The sequence below is a fragment of the Streptomyces sp. NPDC006711 genome (genome assembly GCF_042869775.1).
Taxonomy (GTDB): Bacteria; Actinomycetota; Actinomycetes; order Streptomycetales; family Streptomycetaceae; genus Streptomyces.
The window spans coordinates 113450-136767 of sequence record NZ_JBIAGO010000002.1; the positions used below are offsets into that span (position 1 = coordinate 113450).

21 protein-coding genes are annotated in these 23318 nt (G+C 72.7%); 11 read left to right on the plus strand and 10 right to left on the minus strand.

Annotated elements, in window-relative coordinates; translation table 11 throughout:
- Positions 1–34: 34 nt before the first annotated feature.
- The 8 genes from ACFYM2_RS04575 (at position 35) to ACFYM2_RS04610 (ending at position 9560) form a co-directional block, all read left to right on the plus strand.
- Positions 35–2146 (plus strand): hypothetical protein, encoded by a 2112-nt coding sequence (locus ACFYM2_RS04575; protein ID WP_388456364.1) that lies wholly within the window; start codon positions 35–37, stop codon positions 2144–2146.
- Positions 2147–2246: 100 nt separating this feature from the next.
- A complete protein-coding gene (pelF, locus tag ACFYM2_RS04580; protein WP_388456213.1) occupies positions 2247–3794 on the plus strand; it encodes a GT4 family glycosyltransferase PelF in 1548 nt (515 codons plus the stop codon).
- Entirely contained in the window at positions 3791–5176 is a 1386-nt protein-coding gene (locus ACFYM2_RS04585) for a hypothetical protein (RefSeq protein ID WP_388833295.1), read from the plus strand. The genes pelF and ACFYM2_RS04585 overlap by 4 nt, the downstream gene beginning before the upstream one ends.
- 118 nt (positions 5177–5294) lie before the next feature.
- Positions 5295–6296 carry an SDR family NAD(P)-dependent oxidoreductase gene (locus ACFYM2_RS04590; protein ID WP_388456209.1) on the plus strand — a complete coding sequence of 334 codons (1002 nt, stop codon included), beginning with the start codon at positions 5295–5297 and terminating at the stop codon, positions 6294–6296.
- Positions 6297–6327: 31 nt separating this feature from the next.
- Entirely contained in the window at positions 6328–7041 is a 714-nt protein-coding gene (locus ACFYM2_RS04595; protein ID WP_358996248.1) for a sugar phosphate nucleotidyltransferase, read from the plus strand.
- 7 nt (positions 7042–7048) lie between these two features.
- Positions 7049–7957, plus strand: a complete 909-nt coding sequence (locus ACFYM2_RS04600; protein WP_350233861.1) for an NAD(P)-dependent oxidoreductase — start codon at positions 7049–7051, stop codon at positions 7955–7957.
- Entirely contained in the window at positions 7954–8616 is a 663-nt protein-coding gene (locus tag ACFYM2_RS04605; protein ID WP_358996452.1) for a spherulation-specific family 4 protein, read from the plus strand. The genes ACFYM2_RS04600 and ACFYM2_RS04605 overlap by 4 nt, the downstream gene beginning before the upstream one ends.
- On the plus strand, positions 8613–9560 hold the full coding sequence (locus tag ACFYM2_RS04610) for an endo alpha-1,4 polygalactosaminidase (protein WP_388833298.1): 948 nt from the start codon (positions 8613–8615) through the stop codon (positions 9558–9560). The genes ACFYM2_RS04605 and ACFYM2_RS04610 overlap by 4 nt, the downstream gene beginning before the upstream one ends.
- A gap of 13 nt (positions 9561–9573) precedes the next feature.
- Here the strand turns inward: ACFYM2_RS04610 and ACFYM2_RS04615 are convergent, their stop codons facing one another.
- From ACFYM2_RS04615 to ACFYM2_RS04635, 5 genes are all read right to left on the minus strand, one after another.
- Complete coding sequence (locus ACFYM2_RS04615) at positions 9574–10497, minus strand: AEC family transporter (protein WP_350233857.1); 924 nt, start codon at positions 10495–10497, stop codon at positions 9574–9576.
- 75 nt (positions 10498–10572) lie between these two features.
- Entirely contained in the window at positions 10573–12009 is a 1437-nt protein-coding gene (locus ACFYM2_RS04620; protein WP_358996256.1) for an aldehyde dehydrogenase family protein, read from the minus strand.
- A 139-nt stretch (positions 12010–12148) separates the two neighbouring features.
- Complete coding sequence (locus ACFYM2_RS04625; RefSeq protein WP_358996259.1) at positions 12149–13333, minus strand: thiolase family protein; 1185 nt, start codon at positions 13331–13333, stop codon at positions 12149–12151.
- A 143-nt stretch (positions 13334–13476) separates the two neighbouring features.
- Positions 13477–13776 (minus strand): hypothetical protein, encoded by a 300-nt coding sequence (locus ACFYM2_RS04630; protein WP_358996262.1) that lies wholly within the window; start codon positions 13774–13776, stop codon positions 13477–13479.
- Between the two features lie 119 nt (positions 13777–13895).
- The gene (locus ACFYM2_RS04635; RefSeq protein ID WP_358996265.1) at positions 13896–14918 is read right to left on the minus strand and encodes a LacI family DNA-binding transcriptional regulator; all 1023 of its coding nucleotides are present in this window, start codon (positions 14916–14918) and stop codon (positions 13896–13898) included.
- Between the two features lie 116 nt (positions 14919–15034).
- Between ACFYM2_RS04635 and ACFYM2_RS04640 the strand changes: the two genes are divergently transcribed.
- Positions 15035–15745 (plus strand): alpha/beta fold hydrolase, encoded by a 711-nt coding sequence (locus ACFYM2_RS04640; protein WP_388456199.1) that lies wholly within the window; start codon positions 15035–15037, stop codon positions 15743–15745.
- 55 nt (positions 15746–15800) lie between these two features.
- On the opposite strand, the gene ACFYM2_RS04645 is transcribed toward ACFYM2_RS04640, so the two are convergent.
- The 3 genes from ACFYM2_RS04645 to ACFYM2_RS04655 form a co-directional block, all read right to left on the minus strand.
- Positions 15801–16454 carry a cysteine hydrolase family protein gene (locus ACFYM2_RS04645; RefSeq protein WP_388833303.1) on the minus strand — a complete coding sequence of 218 codons (654 nt, stop codon included), beginning with the start codon at positions 16452–16454 and terminating at the stop codon, positions 15801–15803.
- A 381-nt stretch (positions 16455–16835) separates the two neighbouring features.
- Positions 16836–17828: a GlxA family transcriptional regulator gene (locus ACFYM2_RS04650; protein ID WP_388833306.1), complete on the minus strand. Its 993-nt coding sequence runs from the start codon at positions 17826–17828 to the stop codon at positions 16836–16838.
- Between the two features lie 100 nt (positions 17829–17928).
- A complete protein-coding gene (locus tag ACFYM2_RS04655; protein WP_358996277.1) occupies positions 17929–19377 on the minus strand; it encodes an APC family permease in 1449 nt (482 codons plus the stop codon).
- A 181-nt stretch (positions 19378–19558) separates the two neighbouring features.
- On the opposite strand from ACFYM2_RS04655, the gene ACFYM2_RS04660 reads away from it, so the two are divergent.
- Both ACFYM2_RS04660 and ACFYM2_RS04665 read left to right on the plus strand, forming a co-directional pair.
- A complete protein-coding gene (locus tag ACFYM2_RS04660; protein WP_388833309.1) occupies positions 19559–20734 on the plus strand; it encodes an ROK family protein in 1176 nt (391 codons plus the stop codon).
- A 69-nt stretch (positions 20735–20803) separates the two neighbouring features.
- Entirely contained in the window at positions 20804–21280 is a 477-nt protein-coding gene (locus tag ACFYM2_RS04665; RefSeq protein WP_358996282.1) for an SRPBCC family protein, read from the plus strand.
- 22 nt (positions 21281–21302) lie between these two features.
- Here the strand turns inward: ACFYM2_RS04665 and ACFYM2_RS04670 are convergent, their stop codons facing one another.
- On the minus strand, positions 21303–22349 hold the full coding sequence (locus ACFYM2_RS04670; protein WP_358996285.1) for a glycosyl hydrolase family 18 protein: 1047 nt from the start codon (positions 22347–22349) through the stop codon (positions 21303–21305).
- A gap of 91 nt (positions 22350–22440) precedes the next feature.
- The gene (locus ACFYM2_RS04675) at positions 22441–23295 is read right to left on the minus strand and encodes a TIGR02452 family protein (RefSeq protein WP_388833312.1); all 855 of its coding nucleotides are present in this window, start codon (positions 23293–23295) and stop codon (positions 22441–22443) included.
- Positions 23296–23318 lie beyond the last annotated feature (23 nt).

Genomic DNA, 23318 nt, shown 5'->3' on the forward strand with positions numbered 1-23318 from the left:
CATCGGTCTCGCGGTGGGCACCGTGCTGCTCGCCATGGGATTACCGGCCGCGCCGGCGTACGCGGCGGCGCCCGCGCCCCGCGTGGACCTGAAGGTCCTCGTGGTCTCGGACGGCGGGCCCGCCACGGGGGCCATCACGGCGGAGCTGGACGGCGAGGGCACTCCGTACACCCTGGTCGACCTCCAGAAGGCCGGGCGTCCGGTCATCGACGCGGCGTTCCTCGCGGACACCGTGGGCGGCGGCCCCCGGGCCAAGTACCAGGCCGTGGTGCTGCCCAACGACAACCCCTTCCCGGCCGGGTCGGCCGAAATGGCCGCGCTCGCGGCGTACGAGAAGACGTACGCGATACCCCAGGTCGACGCCTACACCTACGCGCGCCCCCAGGTTGGTCTTCAGACGCCGGTCACCGGCGGCTACAGCGGCTCGGCGGACGGCTTCAAGGCCCAGGTGACGGCGGCCGGGCGCACCACGGGACCGTTCGGCTACCTCAACGGCCAGGTGCCCTTCGAGGACAACTCGCCGTCAGTGAGCGAGAGTTACGCCTTCCTGGCCCAGCCCGCCCCGGGCGCGGACTTCACGAGCTATGTCGAGGCCCCGATCCCGGGCAGGACCACCAGCGGCTCGCTCGTCGGCGAGTACCGCCATGACGGCCGGCGCGAACTGGTCGTCACCTTCGCGTACAACCAGTACCAGGAGCAGTTCAAGCTGCTGGCCCGCGGCATCGTCGACTGGATGACGCAGAACGTGCGGCTCGGCGCCTCGCGGAACTACTTCGCGGTCCACGTGGACGACGTGTTCGCGGGGGACGACCGCTGGGACCCCGCCCTCAACTGCACACCCGGCGACGTGGACTGCCCGCCCGGGCAGGGCGTCGAGGACTCGATCCGGATGTCGCCTGCGGATGTGCAGAACGCCGTCGCGTGGGAGAAGTCCCGCGGCTTCACGCTCGACCTGGCCTACAACGGCGGCGGCAGCGTGGAGTACCGCGAGAATCACAACGGCGCCGACGAACTCGCCGATCAGTTCGCCGCCGACAAGGGCGACTTCCGCTGGATCAACCACACCTACGACCACGCCTTCCTCGGCTGCGTGCAGGACGTCTCCACCGTCCCGTGGAAGTGCGCGACCAATCCGGACGGTTCCACGAAGTATGTGAGCCAGTCCGAGATATCCAAGGAGATATCGGACAACCAGCAGTGGGCCCAGGGGGTCGGACTGCCCACCGAGCCCGACGAGCTGATCACCGGTGAGCACTCGGGGATGCGGCTCCTGCCGCAGCAGCCGCAGGACAACCCCTACCTCGCGCCTGCGCTGAGCACCAACCACATCAGCTGGCTCGGCGCCGACATGTCGCGCGACCCCGAGCAGCGCCAGGTCGGTCCCGCCCTGACCGTCGCCCGCTACCCCATCAACATCTTCTACAACGCGGGCCATGTCTCGGAGCAGGTCGACGAGTACAACTGGATCTACACCAGCCGCGCCCAGGGCGGCAGCGGCCTGTGCGACGATCTGCCCAACACCACGTGCCTGCCCGCGCCCCTGGACGCGGCCACCGGCTACACGGGATACATCGTGCCCCTGGAGACGCGGACCGCCCTTGGTCACGTCCTGGGCAACGACCCCAGACCGCACTTCATCCACCAGTCCAACCTGGCCGAGGACCGCATCGGCTACCCCGTCCTTGACGGGGTGCTCGACCAGTACAAGACGCTATACGCGGCCAGCGCCCCGCTGGTGAACCTGCGGATGAAGGACATCGGCGCCGAGCTGCGCGAACGGGGCGCCTGGAACAGCGCGGTCAAGGCGGGCCAGGTCACCGCGTACCGGATCGGCGACAGCGTGACCGTGCAGGCCCCGGCGGGCGTGGCCGTAACCGCGACGATGCCGGGCGGCACCACTCAGGTCCTGGGCAGCGCCACCACCGCGTTCGGCCAGGCCTACGCCGGGAGCGTGTCGGGCTGGGCCACCGCCCAGCCGGGACAGAGCAGCGTCGCCCTGGCGCTCCCGACGGCGGCCGCCTCGGCACTGGCGCCGCGCGCACACGACGCCTCGCCGGCCGGCCGCGCGCCGACGTCGAGCGCGCCCCGCACACCTGTCCCCGCCGGTGTCGCCAAGCCGGTTCCGTACGGCGTCGAGCCGCGCTGACCCGGTCGAGCACGACCCCGGGGGCCCGTCGCCGGCGCGGCGGCGGGCCGACCGGGCCGATGTCACCACCCACCGCTCTCTTCAGCCGCGGAGCGCACGCATGCACGTACCACACCGCGCGCCGCGCTCCGGCGCTGCGCGGGTCACTCTGCTCACCGAGGGCACCTATCCGCACAGCCACGGCGGGGTGAGCGTCTGGTGCGACCAGCTCGTCACCGGAATGCCCGACATCGACTTCGACATCATCGCGGTGACCGGCACCGGTCGCGAGCCGGCCGTGTGGGACCTGCCGCCGCACGCCCGCGAAGCCGTCTCCGTCCCCATGTGGGGCCCCGCGCCCGGGGGTTCGGCACCGCGCGGGCGCCAGGAGCGGCGCCTGATGGCCGCGTACGAACGCTTCCTCACCGCGCTGCTCGACCCCTCGGCGGAGAGCGGGTTCGGCCCCGCGCTCTACGAGCTGGCCCGGGCCGCCCGCGACGGGCAGCTCAGCCCCGCCCTGCGCGGCGACGCGGCGATACGGGTCATGACCGAGGTGTGGAACAGGCCCGGGCTCGCCGTGCGCGAGGCCCGGCCCACCCTGCACGACGCGGTCACCGCGACCGGGCTCCTGGAACACGCGCTGCGCCCGCTCGCCGCGACACCGCCGAGCCAGGGCGTGTCCCACGCCGTCAGCGGCGGCGTGGCCGTGCTTCCCGGGCTCGTCGGCGCCGAACTGCACGGCGTGCCGCTGCTGTTGACCGAGCACGGGGTCTATCTGCGCGAGCGCTACCTGGGATACCGGACCGCCCCCTACCGCTGGCCGGTCAAGGCGGTGCTGCTCGGGTTCTTCCGGCTGCTCGCCGAGGAGACGTACCGGCGTGCCGCACTGATCACGCCGGGCAACCAGTACAACCGGCTGTGGGAGGAGCAGGGCGGGGCCGACCCGGGGCTCATACGCACCGTGTACAACGGCGTCGACCCGGCGGCCTTCCCGCCGGCCGGGCCCGAGCCGGCCGCCCCGACGCTCAGCTGGGCCGGGCGGGTCGATCCCATCAAGGACCTGGAGACGCTGATCCGCGCCTTCGCCACGGTGCGCGGCGAACTCCCGGCGGCCACCCTGCGTCTGTTCGGCGGCACGCCCCGGGGCGGTGAGGCCTACCGTGAGCGCTGCGAAGCGCTCGCCGCCTCCCTAGGCCAGGGCGACGCGGTCACCTTCGAGGGCCGGGTCGAGGACATCAGGGACGCCTACGCCGCGGGCAACGTGGTGATGCTGTCCAGCATCAGCGAGGGCTTCCCCTTCACTTTGATCGAGGCCATGAGCTGTGGCCGGGCGACCGTCTCCACGGATGTGGGCGGGGTGCGCGAGGCGGTCGGCCCCACCGGGCTCGTGGTGCCGCCGCGCGATCCGGGCGCGATGGCCGCGGCCGCCCTCGAACTGCTGGGTGACCCGGCGCGCCGGGCCGCGATGGGGGAAGCGGCGCGGCTTCGGGTGGTCGAGCAGTTCACCCTGCGCCAGACCGTGGACACCTTCCGGGCCATCTACCTCGAACTGTCCGTGCGCGGCGCGACCGTTCCCGCGCGGCGAAGCGGCGGCGCCGACACCACCACGGCCCTGCGCCTGGTGCCGGCCGGGCCGGGACCCGACGAGCTGAGCCGGGTGGCCGGATGAGCGGGCCCATCCGTCTGGAGCCGCACGACGGCCGCGACGACACGCTGATGCTCCGCCTCGCCACCGAGTCCACGATGACGCTGCGGCTGCCGGGCCGACGCGCCACGCGCCGGGGCAAGGACGCCGCCGTGGACCGGCTCGCCGCCGAGCTGTCCGAGCAGATAGGGCCCGCCGTCCACGCCTACGAAGTAGCGGCGCTCCTGGAGTCGGAGGGCCTGACGGCCCAGCAGATCGCGGACGAGTACGGGCACGGCAACCTGTTCTCGCTCGCCGAGGACCTGTACCGGCGCGTACCGCGCAGCTTCCCGGAGCCGCCGCCGGCCGCCGACCCGTGGGCGCCCGATCCGGTGCGCTGCGCGCTGCGCGGCGCCCTGTTCGCGCTGCCCGGGCTCGCCTATCCCCTGACCGCCCGGCTGTGGCAGAGCGAGCGCGCGGTGCTCGCCCTGATCGTGGCGGGTCTCATCTCCTGGGCCTGGGGCCAGGGCCTTGGCCACCGGGCCTATCTGCGGATGGCGTCGGGCCGTCCGGAGGCAGCTCGTACGCTCCTGGCCGGCGCGCCGCTCGGCGCGCTGCTCGCCGCCGTCAGCGGCCTGGCCATCGTGGGGCCCGGGCCCGCCGACTTCTTCGTGGTGGGCCAGTCCTGCTATCTGGCGGCGGCCGGCATCCTGCTGGTCCTGGCGCGCGAGCGGCTGCTGCTCGCCGCGCTGTCCCCGTTGATCCTGGGGGCGGCGGTGCTGCCGTTCAGGGAGCCGGGAGCACTCCTTCGCGTCGGGCTCTGCTCGCTCGCCCTGGTCCTGGTGACCGGCGCGGTCGGACACTGTCTGCGCGAGATCCTGAAGGAGCCCGCGGCGGCCGCGCCGGTGACGCCCCCTCTCGTGGCGTCGCTGCCGTACGGTCTGTTCGGCCTCGCCGCCGGGGTGCTTGTCGCCTTCGCGGGACAGCGCCATCCGCTCGCGGTCATCGCGCTGACGCTCAGCATGGGCCCGGCCGAGTGGCTGCTGTACCGCTACCGCGGCCTGTCCGTCGCCGCGCTGCGGGCCACCGCCACCCCGGCGTCCTTCCGGTGGCGCTCGGCGGCCATCCTCATGGGCTGCCTCCTGGTCTATCTGCTGCCCCTGATCCCCGCGGCGCTCCTCACCGGCGCCGAGCCCGCCCCGCTGCTCGCGCTCGCGGCCCTGCTGTGGACGGCGCTGCTGCTCCAGGCGTTCGGCATCGCCTGGCTGCCGGCCGCCGTCACCCTGGCGGCGGCGGCCGGTGTCGCCGCCCTGGGCCTGCACGCGCAGCCGAGCCCGCTGGCCCAGTACGTCTGCTGTACGGCCGCCGCGCTCACTCTGACCGGCGCCACCCTGCACCTGCTCGGGCGGCCCACCGTCCACGCCTGACCCCCGCACCACAGCCCGAACGGCACCACCCACACCACGGGCCTCACCGAACGCACCTGAACGATCACCGCACGTTTCGGCACTTCGATGTACCGAACCACCTTGGAAGGAGCGGAAGTTGACCTCCGCACCGCTTGTCGCCGTCACCGGAGCCGAAGGCTTCATCGGATCGCACCTCACCGAGGCCCTGGTCGCCTCCGGGCACCGGGTCCGCGCGATGGCCCAGTACAACTCCTTCTCCTCCTACGGCTGGCTCGAGACGCTGTCCGCCGACGTCCTGGACCAGGTGGAGATCGTCCTGGGCGACGTCCGCGACCCGGGCTCGGTGCGCGGCCTGGCCGAAGGGGCCGAGGCCGTCTACCACTTGGCGGCCCTCATCGCGATCCCGTACTCCTATCAGGCCCCGCACAGCTATGTGGACACCAACGTCACCGGCACCCTCAACGTCCTGGAGGCCGTGCGCGCCCTGGAGACGCCGCGCCTGGTGCACACCTCGACCAGCGAGACGTACGGCACCGCGCAAACCGTGCCGATCACCGAGGACCACCCCATCAACACCCAGTCCCCGTACGCCGCTTCGAAGGCGGGCGGAGACCGGCTCGCGGACAGCTACTACGCCAGCTTCGCCACCCCGGTCGTCACGCTGCGCCCCTTCAACACCTATGGCCCGCGCCAGTCGATGCGGGCGGTGATCCCCACCGTCATCGGCCAGGTCGCGGCGGGCTCGCGCACCATCACGCTCGGCGACCTGCGCCCCACGCGTGACTTCACCTTCGCCGCCGACACCGCGCGGGCCTTCCTCGCCGTGGGCACCGCCCCCGCCGAGCGCGTGGTGGGGCGGACCTTCAACGCGGGGACCGGCACCGAGATATCGGTGGGCGACCTGGTGCGCCTGATCGGCAAGGTGATGGGCGCCGAACTCGACGTCCAGGAGGACGGACAGCGCATCAGGCCGGCCAACTCCGAGGTGATGCGGCTGGTCGCGGACGCGAGTCGGCTCAGCGAAGCGACCGGCTGGCAGCCGGAGTTCAGCCTCGAAGCCGGCCTTGAGCGCACCGCGGAGTTCTTCCGCGACCCGGGCAACCTCGCCCGCTACAAGACCGGCATCTACAACATCTGACTTCGCGGTCCCCACTCTCAGGGAGGCACCCATGCACGTAGTGATACTCGCCGGAGGCAAGGGAGTCCGGCTGCGGCCGTACACCACGGCGCTGCCCAAACCCCTCGTCCCGATCGGCGACCAGCACGCGATCCTGGAGATCGTGCTGCGCCAGCTCGCGGCCGCCGGCTTCACCAGCTGCACCATCGCCATCGGCCATCTCGGCCAGATCATCCGCGCCTATGTGGGCGACGGCGAACGCTGGGGTCTGAAGGTCGACTACAGCACCGAGGAGAGCCCGCTGGGCACCATCGGCCCGCTCCTGACGATGCGCGACCGGCTGCCCGAGTCCTTCCTCGTCATGAACGGGGACATCCTGACCGACCTCGACTACGCGGACGTGCTCACCCGCCACCGCGCCAGCGGCGCGCCGCTGACCATCGCCACCTACGCCCGCAAGGTGCACATCGACTTCGGGGTGCTGACCACCGACGACACCAAGGTCGTCGGCTTCACCGAAAAGCCCAGCATGGACTACCGGGTGTCGATGGGGGTCTACGGCCTCACCCTCGACACGCTCGCCGGCTACACCGAGGGGCTTCCGCTGGGCTTCGACGAGCTGGTCCTGGACCTCCTTGAGGCCAAGACCCCGCCGCACGCCTACGCCTTCGACGGCTACTGGCTCGACATAGGGCGCCCGGACGACTACGACCGGGCCAACGCGGAGTTCACGACGTACCGCTCGTTGCTCCTCAAGGGGGCCTGAGGCGTCCATGCGCATCCTCGTACTGGGCCACAGCGGCTACCTGGGCGGCCATGTCGCCCGGGAGCTGCGCGAGATGCCCGGTGTGCGGTTCCTCACCGGGGGGCGGGGGCCGCTGGCGGACCTCGCCGTGGACCTCGCCACCGTCACCCCGGGGCCGCTCGCCGAACGGCTCTTCGCGCTCGCGCCCGACGCCGTGATCAACTGCGCCGGCGCGGTGGGCCCGCAGCCGGTGGCGCTGGCCGAGGTCAACGTCCGGGCGCCCGCCGTGCTGTGTGCCGCGCTGCGCGAGGCCGTGCCCGCCGTCCGGCTCGTCCATCTCGGCTCGGCGGCCGAGTACGGGCCGGCCGGCATCGGTGAGCGCGTCACCGAGCAGTCACCGGCCCGCCCGACCACGCTGTACGGCGCCACCAAACTGGCGGGCACCATGGCCGTCACCACCAGCGGTCTTGACGCCGTGGTGCTGCGGATCACCAACCCCGTCGGTCCCGGCGCACCCGCCGCCGGTCTGCCGGGACGGCTCGCCCGGCAGCTGGGCGACCTCGGCCCCGACGCCGTGGTGCGCCTCGGTGACCTCTCCGCGCACCGTGACTTCGTCGACGCGCGGGACGTCGCCCACGCCGCGGTCCTGGCCGCGACCGGCGCGAGCCCGCTGCCGCCGGTGCTCAACATCGCCAGTGGACGGGCCGTTCCCGTAAGGGAGTTGGTGGGCGAACTGGTCCGGGCCGCAGGGTTCCGGGGCCGGATCGAGGAGGATGCCGGGGGTTCGGAGCGCTCCGCCGACGTGCCCTGGCAGTGCTCCGACCCGGGCGCGGCCCGCACCACGCTCGGCTGGTCGGCCCGGCGTTCGCTCGCCGACTCGGTGTCCGCGCTGTGGGCGGCCGTACGCTCGGGTCCCGACCGGGAACCGGTGCGCTGATGCTGCTCGTTCCGCTCTACGTCCACCCCGCCGAGGACCCCCTCGCCTGGCAGCGGCTCACCGAGGCGGCGGCCGGCCTCTACGGGGTGGTCCTCAACGCGGCGGACGGCCCCGGCGCCGTCCCCGACCCGGCGTTCGCGGGGCCGGTGGGAGCGTTGCGCGCGGCCGGCGTCCGGGTGCTCGGCTATGTCGACCTCGACTACGGCGCCCGGCCGCCGGCCGCCGTGCTGCGGGACATCGAGCGCCACCGCGACTGGTACGGGGCCGACGGGTTCTTCTTCGACCGCGCCCCCGCCGACCGCACCGGCCTGCCGTTCGTGCGGCAGGCCACCCGCGCGGCCCGGCGCTGCGGCGGGAGCGTCGTCGTGCTCAACCCCGGTGTGCATCCCGCGCCCGGATATCTGAAGGTCGCCGATCTCATCGTCACCTTCGAGGGACACTGGACGACGTATGTGTCCGCCTTCACGCGGCCCGGCTGGGCCGACCGTCAGCCACCGGAGCGTCTGTGCCATTTGGTGTACGGGGTGCCCGACGCGCTGCTCGCGCTCGCCCTGCGCACCACGGGCGAACGCGGCGCGGGTGTGTGCTGTGTCGTGGGGCGCGAACTACCCAACCCCTGGGCGGAGTTGCCGCCCGTGTTACCCGGAAAGACGACATGAACCACTCCCCCGCGCGCTCCTCGAAGGCACTGCTGTGCGCCGCCGCCGCGCTGCTGCTGCTCGCCACCGCTTGTTCGTCCGGGGCGTCCGACGACGACGCGGACGGCCCGGACGAGCCCACCTCCACCGCGCATGCGCCCACTCCCTCCGCCACCCGCGGCTCGCCTTCGCCCAGTGGGCCCGCCGCGTCCCCCTCCGCCGGCTCCCCCTCCGCGTCCGCCTCGCCGAGCGGCGGGGCCCCGGCGAAGATCTGGCAGCCCAAGCCGGGCACCGCCTGGCAGTGGCAGCTCAACGGCCGGGTGCAGGAGGGGCCCGATGTGCCGGTGTACGACATCGACGGGTTCGAGAACACCGCGGCCGACGTCGCCAAGCTGCACAGCCAGGGCCGCAAGGCGATCTGCTACATCAACGCCGGTGCCTGGGAGAACTTCCGGCCCGACAAGGAGTCCTTCCCGCGCGAGGTCCAGGGCGGGAGCAACGGGTGGGACGGTGAGCGTTGGCTCGACATCCGCAGGATCGACGTGCTGCGGCCGCTGATGGAGCGCCGCTTCGACATGTGCAAGGAGAAGGGCTTCGACGGCGTCGAGCCGGATCTCATGGACGGCTACCTCAACAAGACGGGGTTTCCGCTCAAGGCGGCGGACCAGCTGGCGTACAACCGTATGCTCGCCTCGATCGCCCATGCCCGGGGTCTCTCGGTGGGGCTCAAGAACGATCTCCAGCAGATCCCGGAGCTGGTGGAGTCCTTCGACTTCGCCGTCAACGAGCAGTGCGCGCAGTACGACGAGTGCGCCCAGCTGACCCCGTTCGTGAAGGCGGACAAGGCGGTGTTCCACGTCGAGTACGAGCTGCCCACCAAGGACTTCTGCGCCGAGTCCGACAAGCTCGGGCTCTCCTCGATGCGCAAGAACCTCAAGCTGGACGTCTGGCGCCAGCCCTGCTGACGCGGCGGCCGGTTCAGCCGAGAAGGACCGCGATCAAGGACAGGGACGCCATCGACAGGAGGGTCGAGAGCAGGACGGCGTCCCGGGGCAGCGCGGTGTCGAGCCGGTATTCGGAGGCGAAGATGAACGCGTTCTGCGCCGTGGGCAGCCCGGCGCAGAGCACCACCGCGAACAGATCGTGCCCGCCGAGCCCGAAGACCCACTTTCCCAGGGCGTAGGCGAGCAGCGGCTGGACGGCGGTCTTCAGCGTGACGAGCAGGGCCCGCTCGGCCCGCTCCCCGGGGTCGGCCGCGGCCCGCGCGGTGAGCGACATGCCGAGGGCGAACAGGGCCGCTGGGACCCCGGCGCCGCCCAGGATGGTCAGCGGCGAGGTCACCTCGTCGGGCAGGTGGAGCCCGAGCGCCGCGACGAGGACACCGGCGGCCGACGCCCCCACCACCGGGTTGCGGACGGGGAGTTGGAGCATCCGGAGCCGGCGGCCGCCCGTGTCGCGGCGTACGTCGAGCTCTATGAGGACCAGGATCAGGGGCGTGATGAACAGCATCTGGAACAGGGCGGCGGCGACGATGAACGACGTGTCGTGCAGGACGTGCACGGCGACCGGGATGCCGAGGTTCGCGGAGTTCACATAGGACGCGGCCATCGCGCCGATCGCCCGCTCGGCCTTCTTGCGCCGAAACAGCCGCCCGCTCGCGAACAGTCCCGCGGCGAACACGGCGAGCAGGCTGATGGCGAAGACCGCCACGCCGGGCTGCGCGAGCTCGCCCGGCCGCGACTTCGCCATCGTCAGGAACAGCAGTGAGGGCATGGCGAAGGTGAACGCGAACCGGCCGAGCACCTGCCCGGCCTGGTCGCCGAGCAGGTTGAACCGGCCGGCCGCCCAGCCGAACGCGGTGATGATCCAGATGGGCAGGAAGCCGGATACGACCGAGTGCACCGGCTCAGGATGCCTGACGGGTGTCCGCCGCTCGCGCCCGGGGTCGCACGGTGGCGACGGCCACGGCAGGCCCGGTCAGAAGGGGTGGTCCGCCGGTTCGCGGCGCACGGTGGTCCAGCGCAGTTCGGTGAAGGCGTCCAGATTGGCCGAACCGCCGAAGCGGGCTCCGGTCCCGGACGCCGCGACCCCGCCGAAGGGCGCCACCGCCTCGTCGTTGACCGTCTGGTCGTTGATGTGGACGATCCCGGTGGGGATCCGGTCGGCGAGTTCCAGACCGAGCGCGGTGTCGCGCGTGACGATGCCGAGCGAGAGTCCGTAGGGGCCGTCCGCCGCCAGGGCCGCGGCCTCGTCCAGGGTGGCGAAGGACCGTACCGGCGCGACGGGGCCGAAGACCTCCTCGGCGTAGGCGGGGGTGTCGTCGTCGACGTCGGCAAGCACGGTGGGGCGGTGGAAGAGGTCGCGGTGGGTGCCGCCCGCGGCGAGCCGGGCGCCGCGCGCGGTGCTGGACTCCACCAGGCGCTGGATCTTGGCGAGTTGGGTGTGGTCGATGACGGGTCCGAGGTGGACCTGTTCGCGGTAGGGGTCGCCCACGGCCAGCGCGTCCGCCCTGGCGGCAAGCCGCTCGACGTACTCGTCGTACAACGAGTCGTGCACCAGGTGGCGCCCGGTGGTCATGCAGATCTGGCCCTGGTGGAAGAAGGAGCCCCAGGTGGCCTGCGCGAGCGCGCCCTCCAGGTCCGCGTCGGCCAGCACGATCAGCGCGGAGTTGCCGCCCAACTCCAGGTGGACGCGCTTGAGTTGACGCCCGGCCGCCTCCGCGACCCGGCGTCCGGCGGCGGTCGATCCGGTGAAGGAGATGACGGGGACGCGGGGATCGGCGACGAGGGCCTGTCCGGTCTCGGGGCCACCCGGCAGGATGTGCAGCAGATGCTCGGGCAGCCCCGCCTCGGCGAAGACGGCCCCGAGCGCGAGCCCTCCGCACACGGCGGTGCGCGGGTCGGGCTTGAGCAGGACCGCGTTGCCGAGCGCGAGCGCGGGGGCGACGGAACGGATGGAGAGAATGAGCGGGGCGTTGAACGGGGCTATCACGCCCGTCACGCCGACCGGCACGCGGCGGGTGTAGGAGAGCCGTGGCTGCTCGCTGGACAGCACCTCACCGAGCGGCCGCGAGGCCAGGGCCGCGGCCTCGTAGCACTCCTGCGCGGCGACGTGCAGCTCGAAGTCCGCCTTTCCCGGCACCGACCCTGACTCGCGGACGAGCCAGGCGCGCAGTTCGTCGGCGTGCTCGGCGAAGAGGTCGCCGGCGCGGCGCAGGACGGCCGCGCGCACGACGTGCGGGGTGCGCGCCCAGGCGGTCTGGGCCCGGGCGGCGGCTCGGGCGGCGGCCTCCACGTCCTCACCTGCGGCCAGGGTGAGCGCGCCCAGCGACTCCCCGGTGGCGGGCTCCACGATCTCCCGCTCACCCCCGAAGAGCTGGGTGGGCTGCCACGCCTTGGGGTCGAGCAGGGCCATGGAACAACTCCAGTCACTCGGTCGTCCGAAGGGATCTCCCTCAGGGCGCAGAGTAGTGGGGGCGCAGTCGGCGCCGTCCACCGGCGGGGTCGTCACCCTCCGCCGGTGGGACCTCAATTGCCTTGATCCGCGCGCCGGTTCAGCGTTCCAGGACGAGGGCGAGGCCCTGGCCCACGCCGATGCACAGGGCCGCGAGACCCGTGCCCGAACCGGCGGCGGCGAGCTGGTGGGCGACGGCTCCGGCGAGCCGGGCGCCGGACGCGCCGAGCGGGTGGCCGATCGCGATGGCGCCGCCGCGCGGGTTGACCACGGCGGGGTCGAGGCCGGGCCATGCCGCGAGGCAGCCGAGGGCCTGGGCGGCGAACGCCTCGTTCAGCTCGAAGGTGGTGAGGTCGCCGAAGCCCTTGCCCGCCTTGGCGAGCGCCTTGCGGACGGCCTCGACGGGGCCAAGACCGAAGAGCTGGGGTTCGATGCCGGTCACGGCGGAGCTGCGGATGCGGGCAAGCGGCTCGCGGCCGGTGGCGCGCAGCCCCTCCTCGTCGACGAGGAGCAGGGCCGCCGCTCCGTCGTTGAGCGGGGATGCGTTGCCCGCGGTCACCGAACCGTCCGGGCGGAAGGCGGGCTTGAGCCGGGCAAGCGCCTCCAGGGACGAGGACTCCCGGACGCATTCGTCGCGGACGAGATCGACGCCTTCGTACGGGACGACCTCGCCGTCGTAGCTGCCCTTGGCCCACGCCTCGGCGGCCTTGCGGTGGCTGTCCAGGGCGAAGGCGTCCTGCTGGTCGCGGGTGATGCCGTGCCGGTCCGCGATGAGTTCGGCGCCCTCGCCGAGCGCGACCGTCCACTCGGCGGGCATCCTCGGGTTGGTCATGCGCCAGCCGAGCGTGGTCGAGTACATCTGCTGGTGGCCTGCGGGGAAGGCGCGCTCGGGTTTCTGGACGACGAAGGGGGCGCGCGACATCGACTCGACGCCGCCCGCCACCGCGATCGAGGCGTCACCGACGGCGATGGCACGGGCCGCCTGGATCACGGCTTCGAGGCCGGAGCCGCAGAGGCGGTTGACGGTGACGCCGGGCACCGAGACGGGGAGCCCGGCGAGGAGCACCGCCATGCGGGCCACATCGCGGTTGTCCTCTCCCGCGCCGTTCGCGTCGCCGAAGTACACGTCGTCGATGCGGGCCGGGTCGAGCTCCGGGGCCCGCTCCACCAGGGACTTCACCACGTGCGCGGCGAGGTCGTCGGGCCGCACGGAGGCGAGCGCGCCCCCGAACTTGCCGATCGGGGTGCGGACGGCGTCGACGATGTACACGTCGCGGATGCTCATCGGGTCTCTCCCACGGATCTCTCCACCGCACGGGACCCGTCACAGCAGGGTTGTTCGCCCAGTGAAGTGATGTTCATGAATGGCTGCGCCCGAGTCTCTGCTCCCCACCGTCCGCTGTCAACGGGCCTCCAAAGGCCCCGGCCTCAGCCGTGCGCGGGGCCCGGGACCTCCCTGACCACCGCGGTCAGACCGATGTCGAGTTCGGAGCCGTCGACCAGCAGGGCCTCCACCGTGTGGGAGGCGGCGTCGATCTCGGCCTCGATGCCGTGCCCCGCGTACCGGGGGTACCCCGAGACCCCGCTCTCGCCGGTCGCCTCGACGACCGCGGACCGTACGGCGCTGTCCGCGACCGAGGCGCCGCCCCGGTCCTCGACGTGTTCGGGCACCAGGAAGATCTCGAAGCGCCGGGGGTGACGGTTCGTGTGCCACGGTTGAGTGCTCATGCTCCGACGCTAGACACCCGGGGCGCCCGGCGCACGCCATCCCGCACCACCGGCCCCGATGACGGATCTGCCAGGGCCCGCGCTCAGCCGGGTCAGCGTCGGCGGCCTCGGGGTGTCGGTCAGCTCGATTCGCGCGGCAGCGCCCGCGCGCCCATCAGGTCGTGCCGCTCGGGAGCGCCGTCCGGGTCGCGGACGACGCGATCGACCAGTTCGGCCAGGTGCCGTCCGCTCACCATTTCTACGTGGACCGTGCTGAGGCGGGGACGCAGCAGCCTGCCGAGCAGCAGATCGTCGGCGCCGATCACGGCGGTGTCACCGGGGACATCGATGTCGGCGTCCTGGAGGGCGCGCATCAGGAGCATCGCGTACTCGTCGTTGTAGGCGAAGATCGCGTCGAGCCCCAACTCCCGCCAGCGGCCCGCCAGTTCGGCCGCGGATTCCTCCGTGTACGCCATCGTCACGGGCTCGACCGACGCGTCGGCGCCGCGCGCGGCCCTGCGGGCGCCGGCCAGGCGCGGTTCGGAGAAGAGTCCGAGGCCGGGCTCGGCGGGCATCAGCACGCCGACGCGGCGCCGCCCCCGCTCAAGGAGGTGGGCGACGGCGCTCTCGCCGATCTCGCGCTGGTCCATGACGAGCGAGTGGGCCCCCTCGACGCGCTGCGGACCCAGCGTTATGACCGCCCGGGCGCCCGAGCGCTTGAGGAGCTGTACGCCCTGGGCGGTCAGGGCGATCTCGCCGAGTGACACCACGGCGACGGGCCGCAGCTCGGCCCACGCGCGGGCCGCGTCCTCCGCGCCGAGACCGAGGCTGCCGTACTGCACGACCGTGTAGCCGAGCCGGCGCAGCTCCCACTGGAGCTCGTTGAAGAACCGGCTGTAGAGCGGCCCCACCGGAATGTGCGCGGTGGGAAGCAGCACGATCCGGGTGTGTCCCGCGCGCAGGCTGCGGGCCGCGGCGTGCGGCACGTACCCCAGCTCCTCGGCGGCGGCGCGGACCCTGATCCGGGTGGGCTCGCTGATCCGCACGGCCGAGGTGTTGTTGAGCACGTAGCTCACGGTGGCCCGCGAGACCCCGGCCAGGCGGGCGACATCGGCGCTCGTCGGAACGGGACGGTCGGCGGGCTGCTTGGGTGTCTGGCTCATGGCGCTCGGCATCTTTCCAGACGCGTGCCGGCCAGGGTCTGGCGGATGGCCGGATTCCAGTGCTAGACAGTGCTCATACCCATACTGACACGTGTCACCACGGGAAAGGCAGGACCATGCGGCTCCACACCCACACCTGGGGAGACGGCGAGCGCGTCGCGCTCCTGATTCACGGGATCATGTCCGACCACCGCACGTGGCGGAAGGTGGGCCCCGCGCTCGCCGCGCGGGGTTACCGGGTCCTCGCCGTGGACCTGCGCGGCCACGGAGCGAGCGGGCGCGGCGCGTACAGCACGGAGCTCTTCGCCGCCGATCTCGTCGAGACCCTTCCGGCCGGTGCCGAGCTCGCGATCGGCCACTCGCTCGGCGGGCTCTGCCTCTCGCTCGCCGTCGACCGGCTCAGGCCGTCCCGCGCGGTGTACTCCGACCCGGCCTGGTCGGTCGACTCCCGCCGGAGCGAAGCCGGTTCAATATCCATCACTCCGGAGGTCTTCGCCCAGTTCAAGCCGGCCACCAGGGAGATGATCGCCGGGTTCAATCCGCGCTGGGAGCAGGAGGACGTCGAGATCGAATGTGACACCCTGCGGCTCTGGGACGAGAACACCGCCCACGGCCTGGCCCCGATGTTCGGCGCGGATCTGGCGCCCGCCGAAGCCGTCGTCCCCTCGCTCGTCCAGTTCGCCGACGCGAGTTTCCTGTACGAGGCGGACGAGGTGGCCCGCCTGCGAGCGCGCGGCTTCGAGGTCCGTACCGTCAAGGGCGCGGGCCACACCATCCACCGCGACGACTTCGCGGGGTTCATGGCCTCGCTCGACGGCTGGATCTGACCCGCGCGGCCGACGGGCGCCCGGGCAGCCGGTCTCAGTCCCGGGCGCCCGGAACTCAGACCGGCAGAGCGTCCACCGTGGGGACGACCATGCCGAACAGGTCGGTGACCATCGTGAGCGCGGCCGCCCCGAGCGCGGCGGGGGACAGGACGGTGCCGTCGGGAGCCGTGAGCGCGCGGGTGGCGGTGGCCTCGGCGACGACGGTGGGCCGGTAGCCGAGGTTGAAGGCGCCCTGCGCGGTGTAGTTGACGCACATGTGGGTCATGAATCCGGCGATGACCAGGTCCTTCCCGCTGCCCGGCGCGGCGCCGAGACCGGTCAGGGTCTGCGTGAGGGCGGTCCGGTGGAAGGAGTCGGGGAACTGCTTGACCACCACGGGCTCGCCGTCCCTCGGGGCGACCTCGTCGCTGATGGCGCCGATGTGGGCGCGGATGTCGTACGGGGTGTCCTCGCCCCCGTCGTTGATGATGTGCACGACAGGGGCGCCGACGTCCCGGGCCCGCTCCAGGAGCCGCGCTCCGGCTGCCAGGGCCTGCTCGGCGCCGTCCAGGGCCATCGCGCCCGTGCGGTAGGTGTTCTGGAAGTCGATCATGACCAGGACGGATTCGCTCAGCTTCGCAAGCCGGCCGTCCAGGCCCACGACCTCGCGCAGGGTGGCGGAGGGAACGGGAACGGAGGGAACATTCGCGGAAGGCTGCTGGGTGCTCATCGGGGGCCTCTCGTAAGGGAGTTGGGGGCGGGCGGGCAAGGGATGCGGTTGGGTGGGGTGGTGTGCCGGACTTCAGGGCAGGGCGGAGCCGTCCAGCCGACGGCACGGACGAGGTCCGGGGTGCGGGGTGCGGGCGGAGGGTCGGGGCGTGCGCGCGGAGGACCGGGGCGTGCGGGCTCAGGGGCGTGCGGGCGGAGGACCGGGCGTGCGGGCGGAAAGTCGTGCGGGCGCGGGGTCGTGCGGGCGAAGGGCCGTGCGGTATGCGGGCGGGCGAAGGGCCTTGCGGGCGCGGGGCCGTGTGGGCTCAGGGGCGTGCGGACGAAGGGCCGTGCGGTATGCAGGCCGTGCGGGTTCAGGGCCATGCGGCGCGGTCGGGTGGTTTCAGGCGGCCTGGGCGCGGAAGCGTCTGCGGTAGGCGGCCGGTGTGGTGGTGAGCCGGCGTCTGAACGCCCGGTGCAGCGTCTCGGCCGAGCCGAGCCCGGCGGCCTCCGCCACCTCGTCGAGCGGGGCGTCGGTGGTCTCCAGGAGCCGGCGGGCCATCTCGACCCGCGCGGCCTCGACATAGGCGGCGGGGCCGACGCCGGTCTCCTGGGTGAAGACGCGGGCGAAGTGCCGCTCGCTCAGGCACATGCGCGCGGCGAGCGCCCGCGCCGAAAGGTCCTCGTCGAGGTGGTCGGTGATCCACAGGCACAGCTCGTCGAGGTCGCGCCGGGACGTCGCGGGCCGGCTGAGCGGCACGGAGAACTGGCTCTGGCCGCCCTGCCGTCTGAGGTACATCACCAGCTGCCTGGCCACCGCGAGCGCGGTGTCCTCGCCCTGGTCCTCGGCCACGAGCGCGAGGGCGAGGTCGAGGCAGGCGCTGATTCCGGCGCCGGTCCACAGCCGTCCCCGGTCCGTCCGCACGAAGATCGGGTCCGGGTCGACCGTGACGTTGGGGTGTTCGGCGGCCAGTTGGGCCGCGGTCGACCAGTGTGTGGTCGCCGTCCGCCCGTCGAGCAGTCCGGCCGCCGCGAGCACATGGGCGCCCACACACACCGACGCCACCCGCCTGGCGTGCGGGGCGGTTTCCTTCACCCAGGCCACCACGTCCTGGTCGACGCGGGCGACGGGCCCGGCGTCGGTCAGGTCCACCGCGCCGGGTACGAGCAGGGTGTCCACCCGCGCGCCGGTCTCGGCGAAGGACAGATCGGCGACCAGCCGCACACCGGCCGACGTACGCACCTCGCCTCCGTCAGGGCCGGCCAGCCGGACCTCGTATCCGGCGCGGCCCGAGGTCACCCGGTTGGCCAGGGCGAAGACCTCGGCCGGTCCGGTGACGTCGAGGAGGTCGACATCGGGGAAGACCGCGATGACGACCCGGTGTGAAGGGGACATGACCCCATCCTCACCGCCGCGTCCGGGGGGCCGCAATGACGATTCCCTGTCACATCCGGACATGGGCCGGGGCCCCCGGGCGCGGCCGGTCCTTCGTCGGTCAGGCGGTGACCTCCTCCGGTGGCATCGGCTCCAGGTACTCCTCGTGGATCTCGCGCGGCCCGAACGGCCACACCTTTTCGAGGCGTGCCCACACGGCGAAGGCGAGAGCGCCGAGCACCAGCCAGGCCAGCGACCATTCGATGGGGTGGCGGCCCGGCGAGTTCTTGTCGGAGTAGCCGTAGATGGTGAGCCAGCCGATGAGGGCGACGAGGCTGGGCAGCGGGTAGAGCCACATCCGGTAGGGGCGGCGCAGGTCCGGCTGGCGCTTGCGCAGCACGGTGACGGCGAGGATCTGCGCGAGCGCCTGGACGATGACCATCACCGTGGTCAGGAGCTGGATGAGCGTGGTCAGATCGGTACGGCGGCCGATCATGAACCCGATGGCAGTGATGACGCCCATGGTGGCGAGGCCCAGCATCGGGAAGCGGTGGCGGGGGTGCAGCTTGGCGTAGGGGCTGAAGAACACCCGGTCGCGCGCGGCGTCGTAGGGGACGCGTGAGCCGCCGAGCAGTCCGGCGAAGACGGAGGCGAACGCGGTGACCAGGATGAGCACGGTCACCACGTCGGCGGCGCCCTTGCCCCACGCCTTCTCGAGGACGGCGGATGCGACCGAGGACGAGGCGATGTCACCGGGGTCCAGCATCCGGTGGTAGTCGATCACGCCGAGGGTGCCGATCTGGAGCAGTAGGTAGATCGCCATGATGCCGAAGATGGAGTAGATGATGGAGCGCGGCAGGGTGCGTCCGGGGTCTTTGATCTCGGCGCCCATGTAGGCGGTGGTGTTGTAGCCGAGATAGTCGTAGATGCCGATGGTCAGGCCGCCCGCGAAGCCGATCCAGAACTGACTGCTCGTCAACTCGAAGGCGCCTGGGGGGTAGTCGAAGGCGAGGTGCGGGCTGAAGTCGGTGGCGGCGGCGATGATGACGAGCCCCACCGAGGCGATCATCACGGCCCACATGACGGCGGTGATCCTGGCGATGTTCTCGATGCCGCGCCAGAGCAGCAGGATCACCAGGGCGATCATGCCGAGCCCGATCAGGTCGCCCGCGCCGCGCCCGAGCCCCGGCGCCAGATAGCCGAGGTACTGCACGAAGCCGACGACGCCGGTGGACATGGCAAGCGGGATGAAGAGCATCGCCGTCCACACGAACAGGAACGGCATGAGACGGCCCGTGCGGTACTGGAACGCCTGGCGCAGATACACGTAACTGCCGCCGGATCCGGGCAGCGAGGCCCCGAGTTCGGCCCAGATCAGACCGTCGGCCAGCGCCAGGATCGCGCCGGCGACGAAGCCGAGCACGGCTTGGGGACCCCCGAAGGCGGCGACCATCAGCGGGATGGTGACGAACGGCCCGATGCCGCACATCTGGCTCATGTTGATGGCGGTGGCCTGGAAGAGCCCGATCCGGCGGACGAAGCCGCCGACGGGCGGTGGGGTTGCGGACACGGGGTCCTCCCTGGGCTGGTGTCGGGGAATGGAAGCTACTGCCGACGCACCGGCGGGGGGACTCCCTCGGCGGGGGCGTGATTAAGTTAGGTACCTTTACTTTCAGGGTCAAGGGGTCGTCCGCCTTCAGGGCCAAGGGGTCGTCGGTGGGGTCCGGGGACCCATGCGTGACAATGAGGCGATGAGCAGCAGCGACGAGGGCGGCGATCTGCCCTGGAACCCGCAGCGGCAGCGCAGTTCCAACGAACGTCTGCTGCTCGACCGGCTGCGCGCCCAGGGGCCCGCCTCCCGGGCCCAACTGGCGCGTGACACCGGCCTGTCCAAGCCCACCGTGTCCAGCGCCCTCGCCTCGCTCGAAGGTGCGGGTCTGGTCCGCGAGGCGGGCACGGTCGTGCCCGGGCGCGGCCGGGCCGCCGTGCTGTACGCACCCGACCCGACCGCCGGTTACGCCCTCGGCATCGACATCGGCCGGGCCTGGCTGCGGATCGCCCTGGCCGACCTGGACGGCTCGGTGGTGGCGCGCTCCGAGGTACGCAACCACGCCCGCACCTCGGCCGCGCTGGCCTCTCTCGTCGTCACCGGTGCGCACGGGCTCGTCGAGGAGTCGGGGCTGGACGCGGGCCGGGTCGCCCAGGCGGTGGTGGGCACGCCGGGCGTCTTCGACGCCGACAAGCGCCGTGTGCGCTACGCCCAGCACCTGCCGGGCTGGGGCAGGCCCGGCCTCTTCGACCAGATGCGGGAACGGCTCGGCGTGCCGCTCGCGGTGCACAACGACGCCAACCTCGCCGCGCTCGGCGAGTACACCTTCGGCGCCGGCGCCGGCAGCCGGCTCTTCGTGTACGTCATGATCGGCACGGGGCTCGGCATGGGCGTGGTGAACGAGGGCCGGCTCTTCACCGGCGCGCACGGCGGCGCCGGTGAGATCGGTTTCCTGCCGTGGCCCGGGCGCCAGAAGCCGGACACCCTGGAGGACGCGGTCTCCGGCGACGCGGTCGTGGAAGCGGCCCGCTCGCTGGGCATGGCGGGCCCGCTCACCGCCAAGGACGTCTTCGACGCGGCGCGGGCCGGAACGCGCCCGGCGGTCGCGGCGGTCCAGCTGGAGGGAGAGCGGATCGCGCACACCGTCGCGGTGGTCGCCGCCGTCCTCGACCCCGACCTCGTGGTGCTCGGCGGCGGCGTGGGCCGAGGCGCCGACCTGCTCCTTCGTCCCGTACGCGAGACGCTGCGCACGCTCACCCCGCTCCGCCCGAAGGTGGCCCCGAGCGCCCTCGGGGAGGACGCGGTGCTGCTCGGCGCGGTGGCGACGGCCCTGGGCACGGCGCGGGACGTGGCCTTCGAGCGGCGCTCGGCGCGCTGACCGCGACGGCGCCGGGCGGGCCTCCTACGTTTGACGTGTGGACCTGACCGGAGCGCAGGAGGAGACCCCGTGGACAGCAAGACCTTCGTGTACACCACCTACATCCGCGCCACGCCCGAGCAGGTCTGGCGGGCGCTGACCGATCCCGCCCTCACCGAGCGGTACTGGGGTGTGCGCCTGGAGAGCGACTGGACCCAGGGCTCGCCCCTGGCGTGGACGCAGGCCGGGGTCACGGTGGCCGGCCCGGAGCAGACCGTCCTCGCCGCCGTTCCCGGCCGCCGGCTCGCCTACACCTGGCACACGTTCACCGAGCGGTGGGCGGAGTCGGTCGGCCTCGGCGAGGACGTGCGGGCGGCGATCGCGGCCGAGCGCCGCTCCTCGGTGACGTTCACCATCGAACCCCTCGGCGGCCAGGCGAAGCTGACGGTCACCCATGACTTCGACCCGGCGGGCCGGGTGTACGCCCTGTGCGAGGAGGGCTGGCCGCCCGTCCTGTCCAGCCTCAAGTCCCTCCTGGAGACGGGCGAGCCCCTGCCCGCGCCCTGAACGGGAGCGTTCGCGTCGGTCCTCACGCCCGGGCGAGCACCGGCCACAGCCCCGGGTCCTCGAAGTTGAGTGCCCACAGGGCGGTGTCGCGGATGCCGTAGCGGCGCAGCACCGGCAGGTCCGCCGCCACGCCCGTGGCGTCCTGGTACCAGACCTGCCGGACGCTGCCGCCCTCCTCGTACGTGAAATGGGGTGTCTGCGAGACGGGGTCCAGCTGGTAGGGGACGCCCTTGGCCGCGCGCAGTGCCTCGGCCTCCTTCCAGGTGACGTGGCGGGTCGTGCCGCCCGGCACCCAGTCCCAGCCGTAGGCGGGCAGGCCCATCTCCAGTTTCGCGGCGGGGATCAGCGCGGTGGCCCGGCGCAGGATCTCCTCGTACCACTGCGGGGTGGCGAGCGGGCCGGGGTCGCCGCCCCGCCAGTGGAGGTCGTACCCCATCACGCGGACCTTGTCGGCGGCCCGGCCGAGCGCCGGGTAGTCCCAGATGCGGCCGGCCCCAGCGGTCTGCGGAGAGACGGTGAGTACGCAGGTCTTTCCCAACTCGCGCAGTTTCGCGCACAGTTGGGTCGCGAAGGCGGCGTAGGCGGCGCGCACCTCGACATACGCGGCGTCGCCGGTGGGGGCGATGGACTCGTAGTCGATGTCGAGCCCGTCGTACGTCCGGGCGCGTACGACACCCAGCAGGGTCTCGACGTGGGTGGCGCGCGCCGCCGGGTCGGTCAGGATCGCGGCGAGCTCGCCGGGTTTCATCGTCTCCATGACGGTCGGTACGACCTTGATGCCGGCGGCGTGCAGTCCGTCGATGACGCGCGCGTCGCCCGCGCCCGGATGGCCCTCGATCCGGTCGGACGCCGCCGCCCGGTACCAGAACGGGCTGACGGTGTGGAGCTGCGCGGCGTGGCGCAGCGCGTCCTGGTAGGCGCCTTCCTGGTCCCAGTACGGGAGCCAGCCGGAGACCGTGCGCGCGGGCGGCGCGTCGGCCAGGGCCCGGGGCGGCGCGAGGGCGGCGAGCAGGACCGTGGCGAGGCACAGCGCGGACAGGCGCACCAGTGCGGCGAAGCGTTGGATCATGGCCTGAGCCTGCGGCGCGCTCGGCCTGCCCGCCCCACGGGCTGGGCCGTCCAGGGGGCCCGGTGGTCGCTTCGGGCCGCTGTGGGGAGCGCTACGGCCGGCGCCCGGCAGCCGGGAGGCGCGTGTGGTTCTTGAACGCGTCCGCGAAGGCGCCGCGTGTGGTCCGGTCACGGGTGCGGTCCAGGACCGCGAAGACCACCTCGTCGAAGTGGGCCGCGAACCGGCCGTCCCCGGTGAGCTGCCCGTGGAAGGCCTCGGCCACCCGGGCCGGGTCGTTGCGGAAGACGCCACAGCCCCACGCGCCGAGCACCAGGCGCCGGTAGCCGCACCGGGCGGCGGTCTCCAGGACGCGTTCGGCGCGCGCGTCGAGCACCGGGCCGATGCGGTGGGCCTCATGGGGCGTACGGCTCCTGATGACCCCGGCGTTCGGCGCGGGCGAGGTCAGGAACCCGGCGAGGAACGGCTCGTCGAGAAGCCGGCCCTGGTCGTCACGGAAGACGGGGACGCCGGGCGAGTGAATGACCCGGTCGGTGTAGAACACATCGCGCTCGGCGCGGTGGTGGGCGTAGAACTCCGGCACGCGCAGCAACGTGGCGTACAGCGCGGATGACCGGCACAGCGCTTCCTCCTGGGCCTGGGCGCCGTTGAGGAAGCCGCCGCCGGGGTTGCGGGCCGAGGCGAAGGTGAGGACGGCGACGTCACCGGGGGCCGCGCCCACCATGCGGCGCGCGGCTTCGAGACTGCTCTCGCCGGTGACCGTGATGTGCGTCACCCGGTCCCGGTCTACAGTGACGGTGAGGGGCGCCGGGCCGAACAGGGCGGTGCCCACGAGTGCGGCGGCCACCTGACCTTCGATCGAGACGTGGCGGCCGGTGTGGCTCTCGTACCTGCCGCTGGCGGTGATCGCGGTGGTCTGGCGCGCGATGTCGCGCAGTCGTGCACTCATGCCGGTCAGCATGATCGTCGACT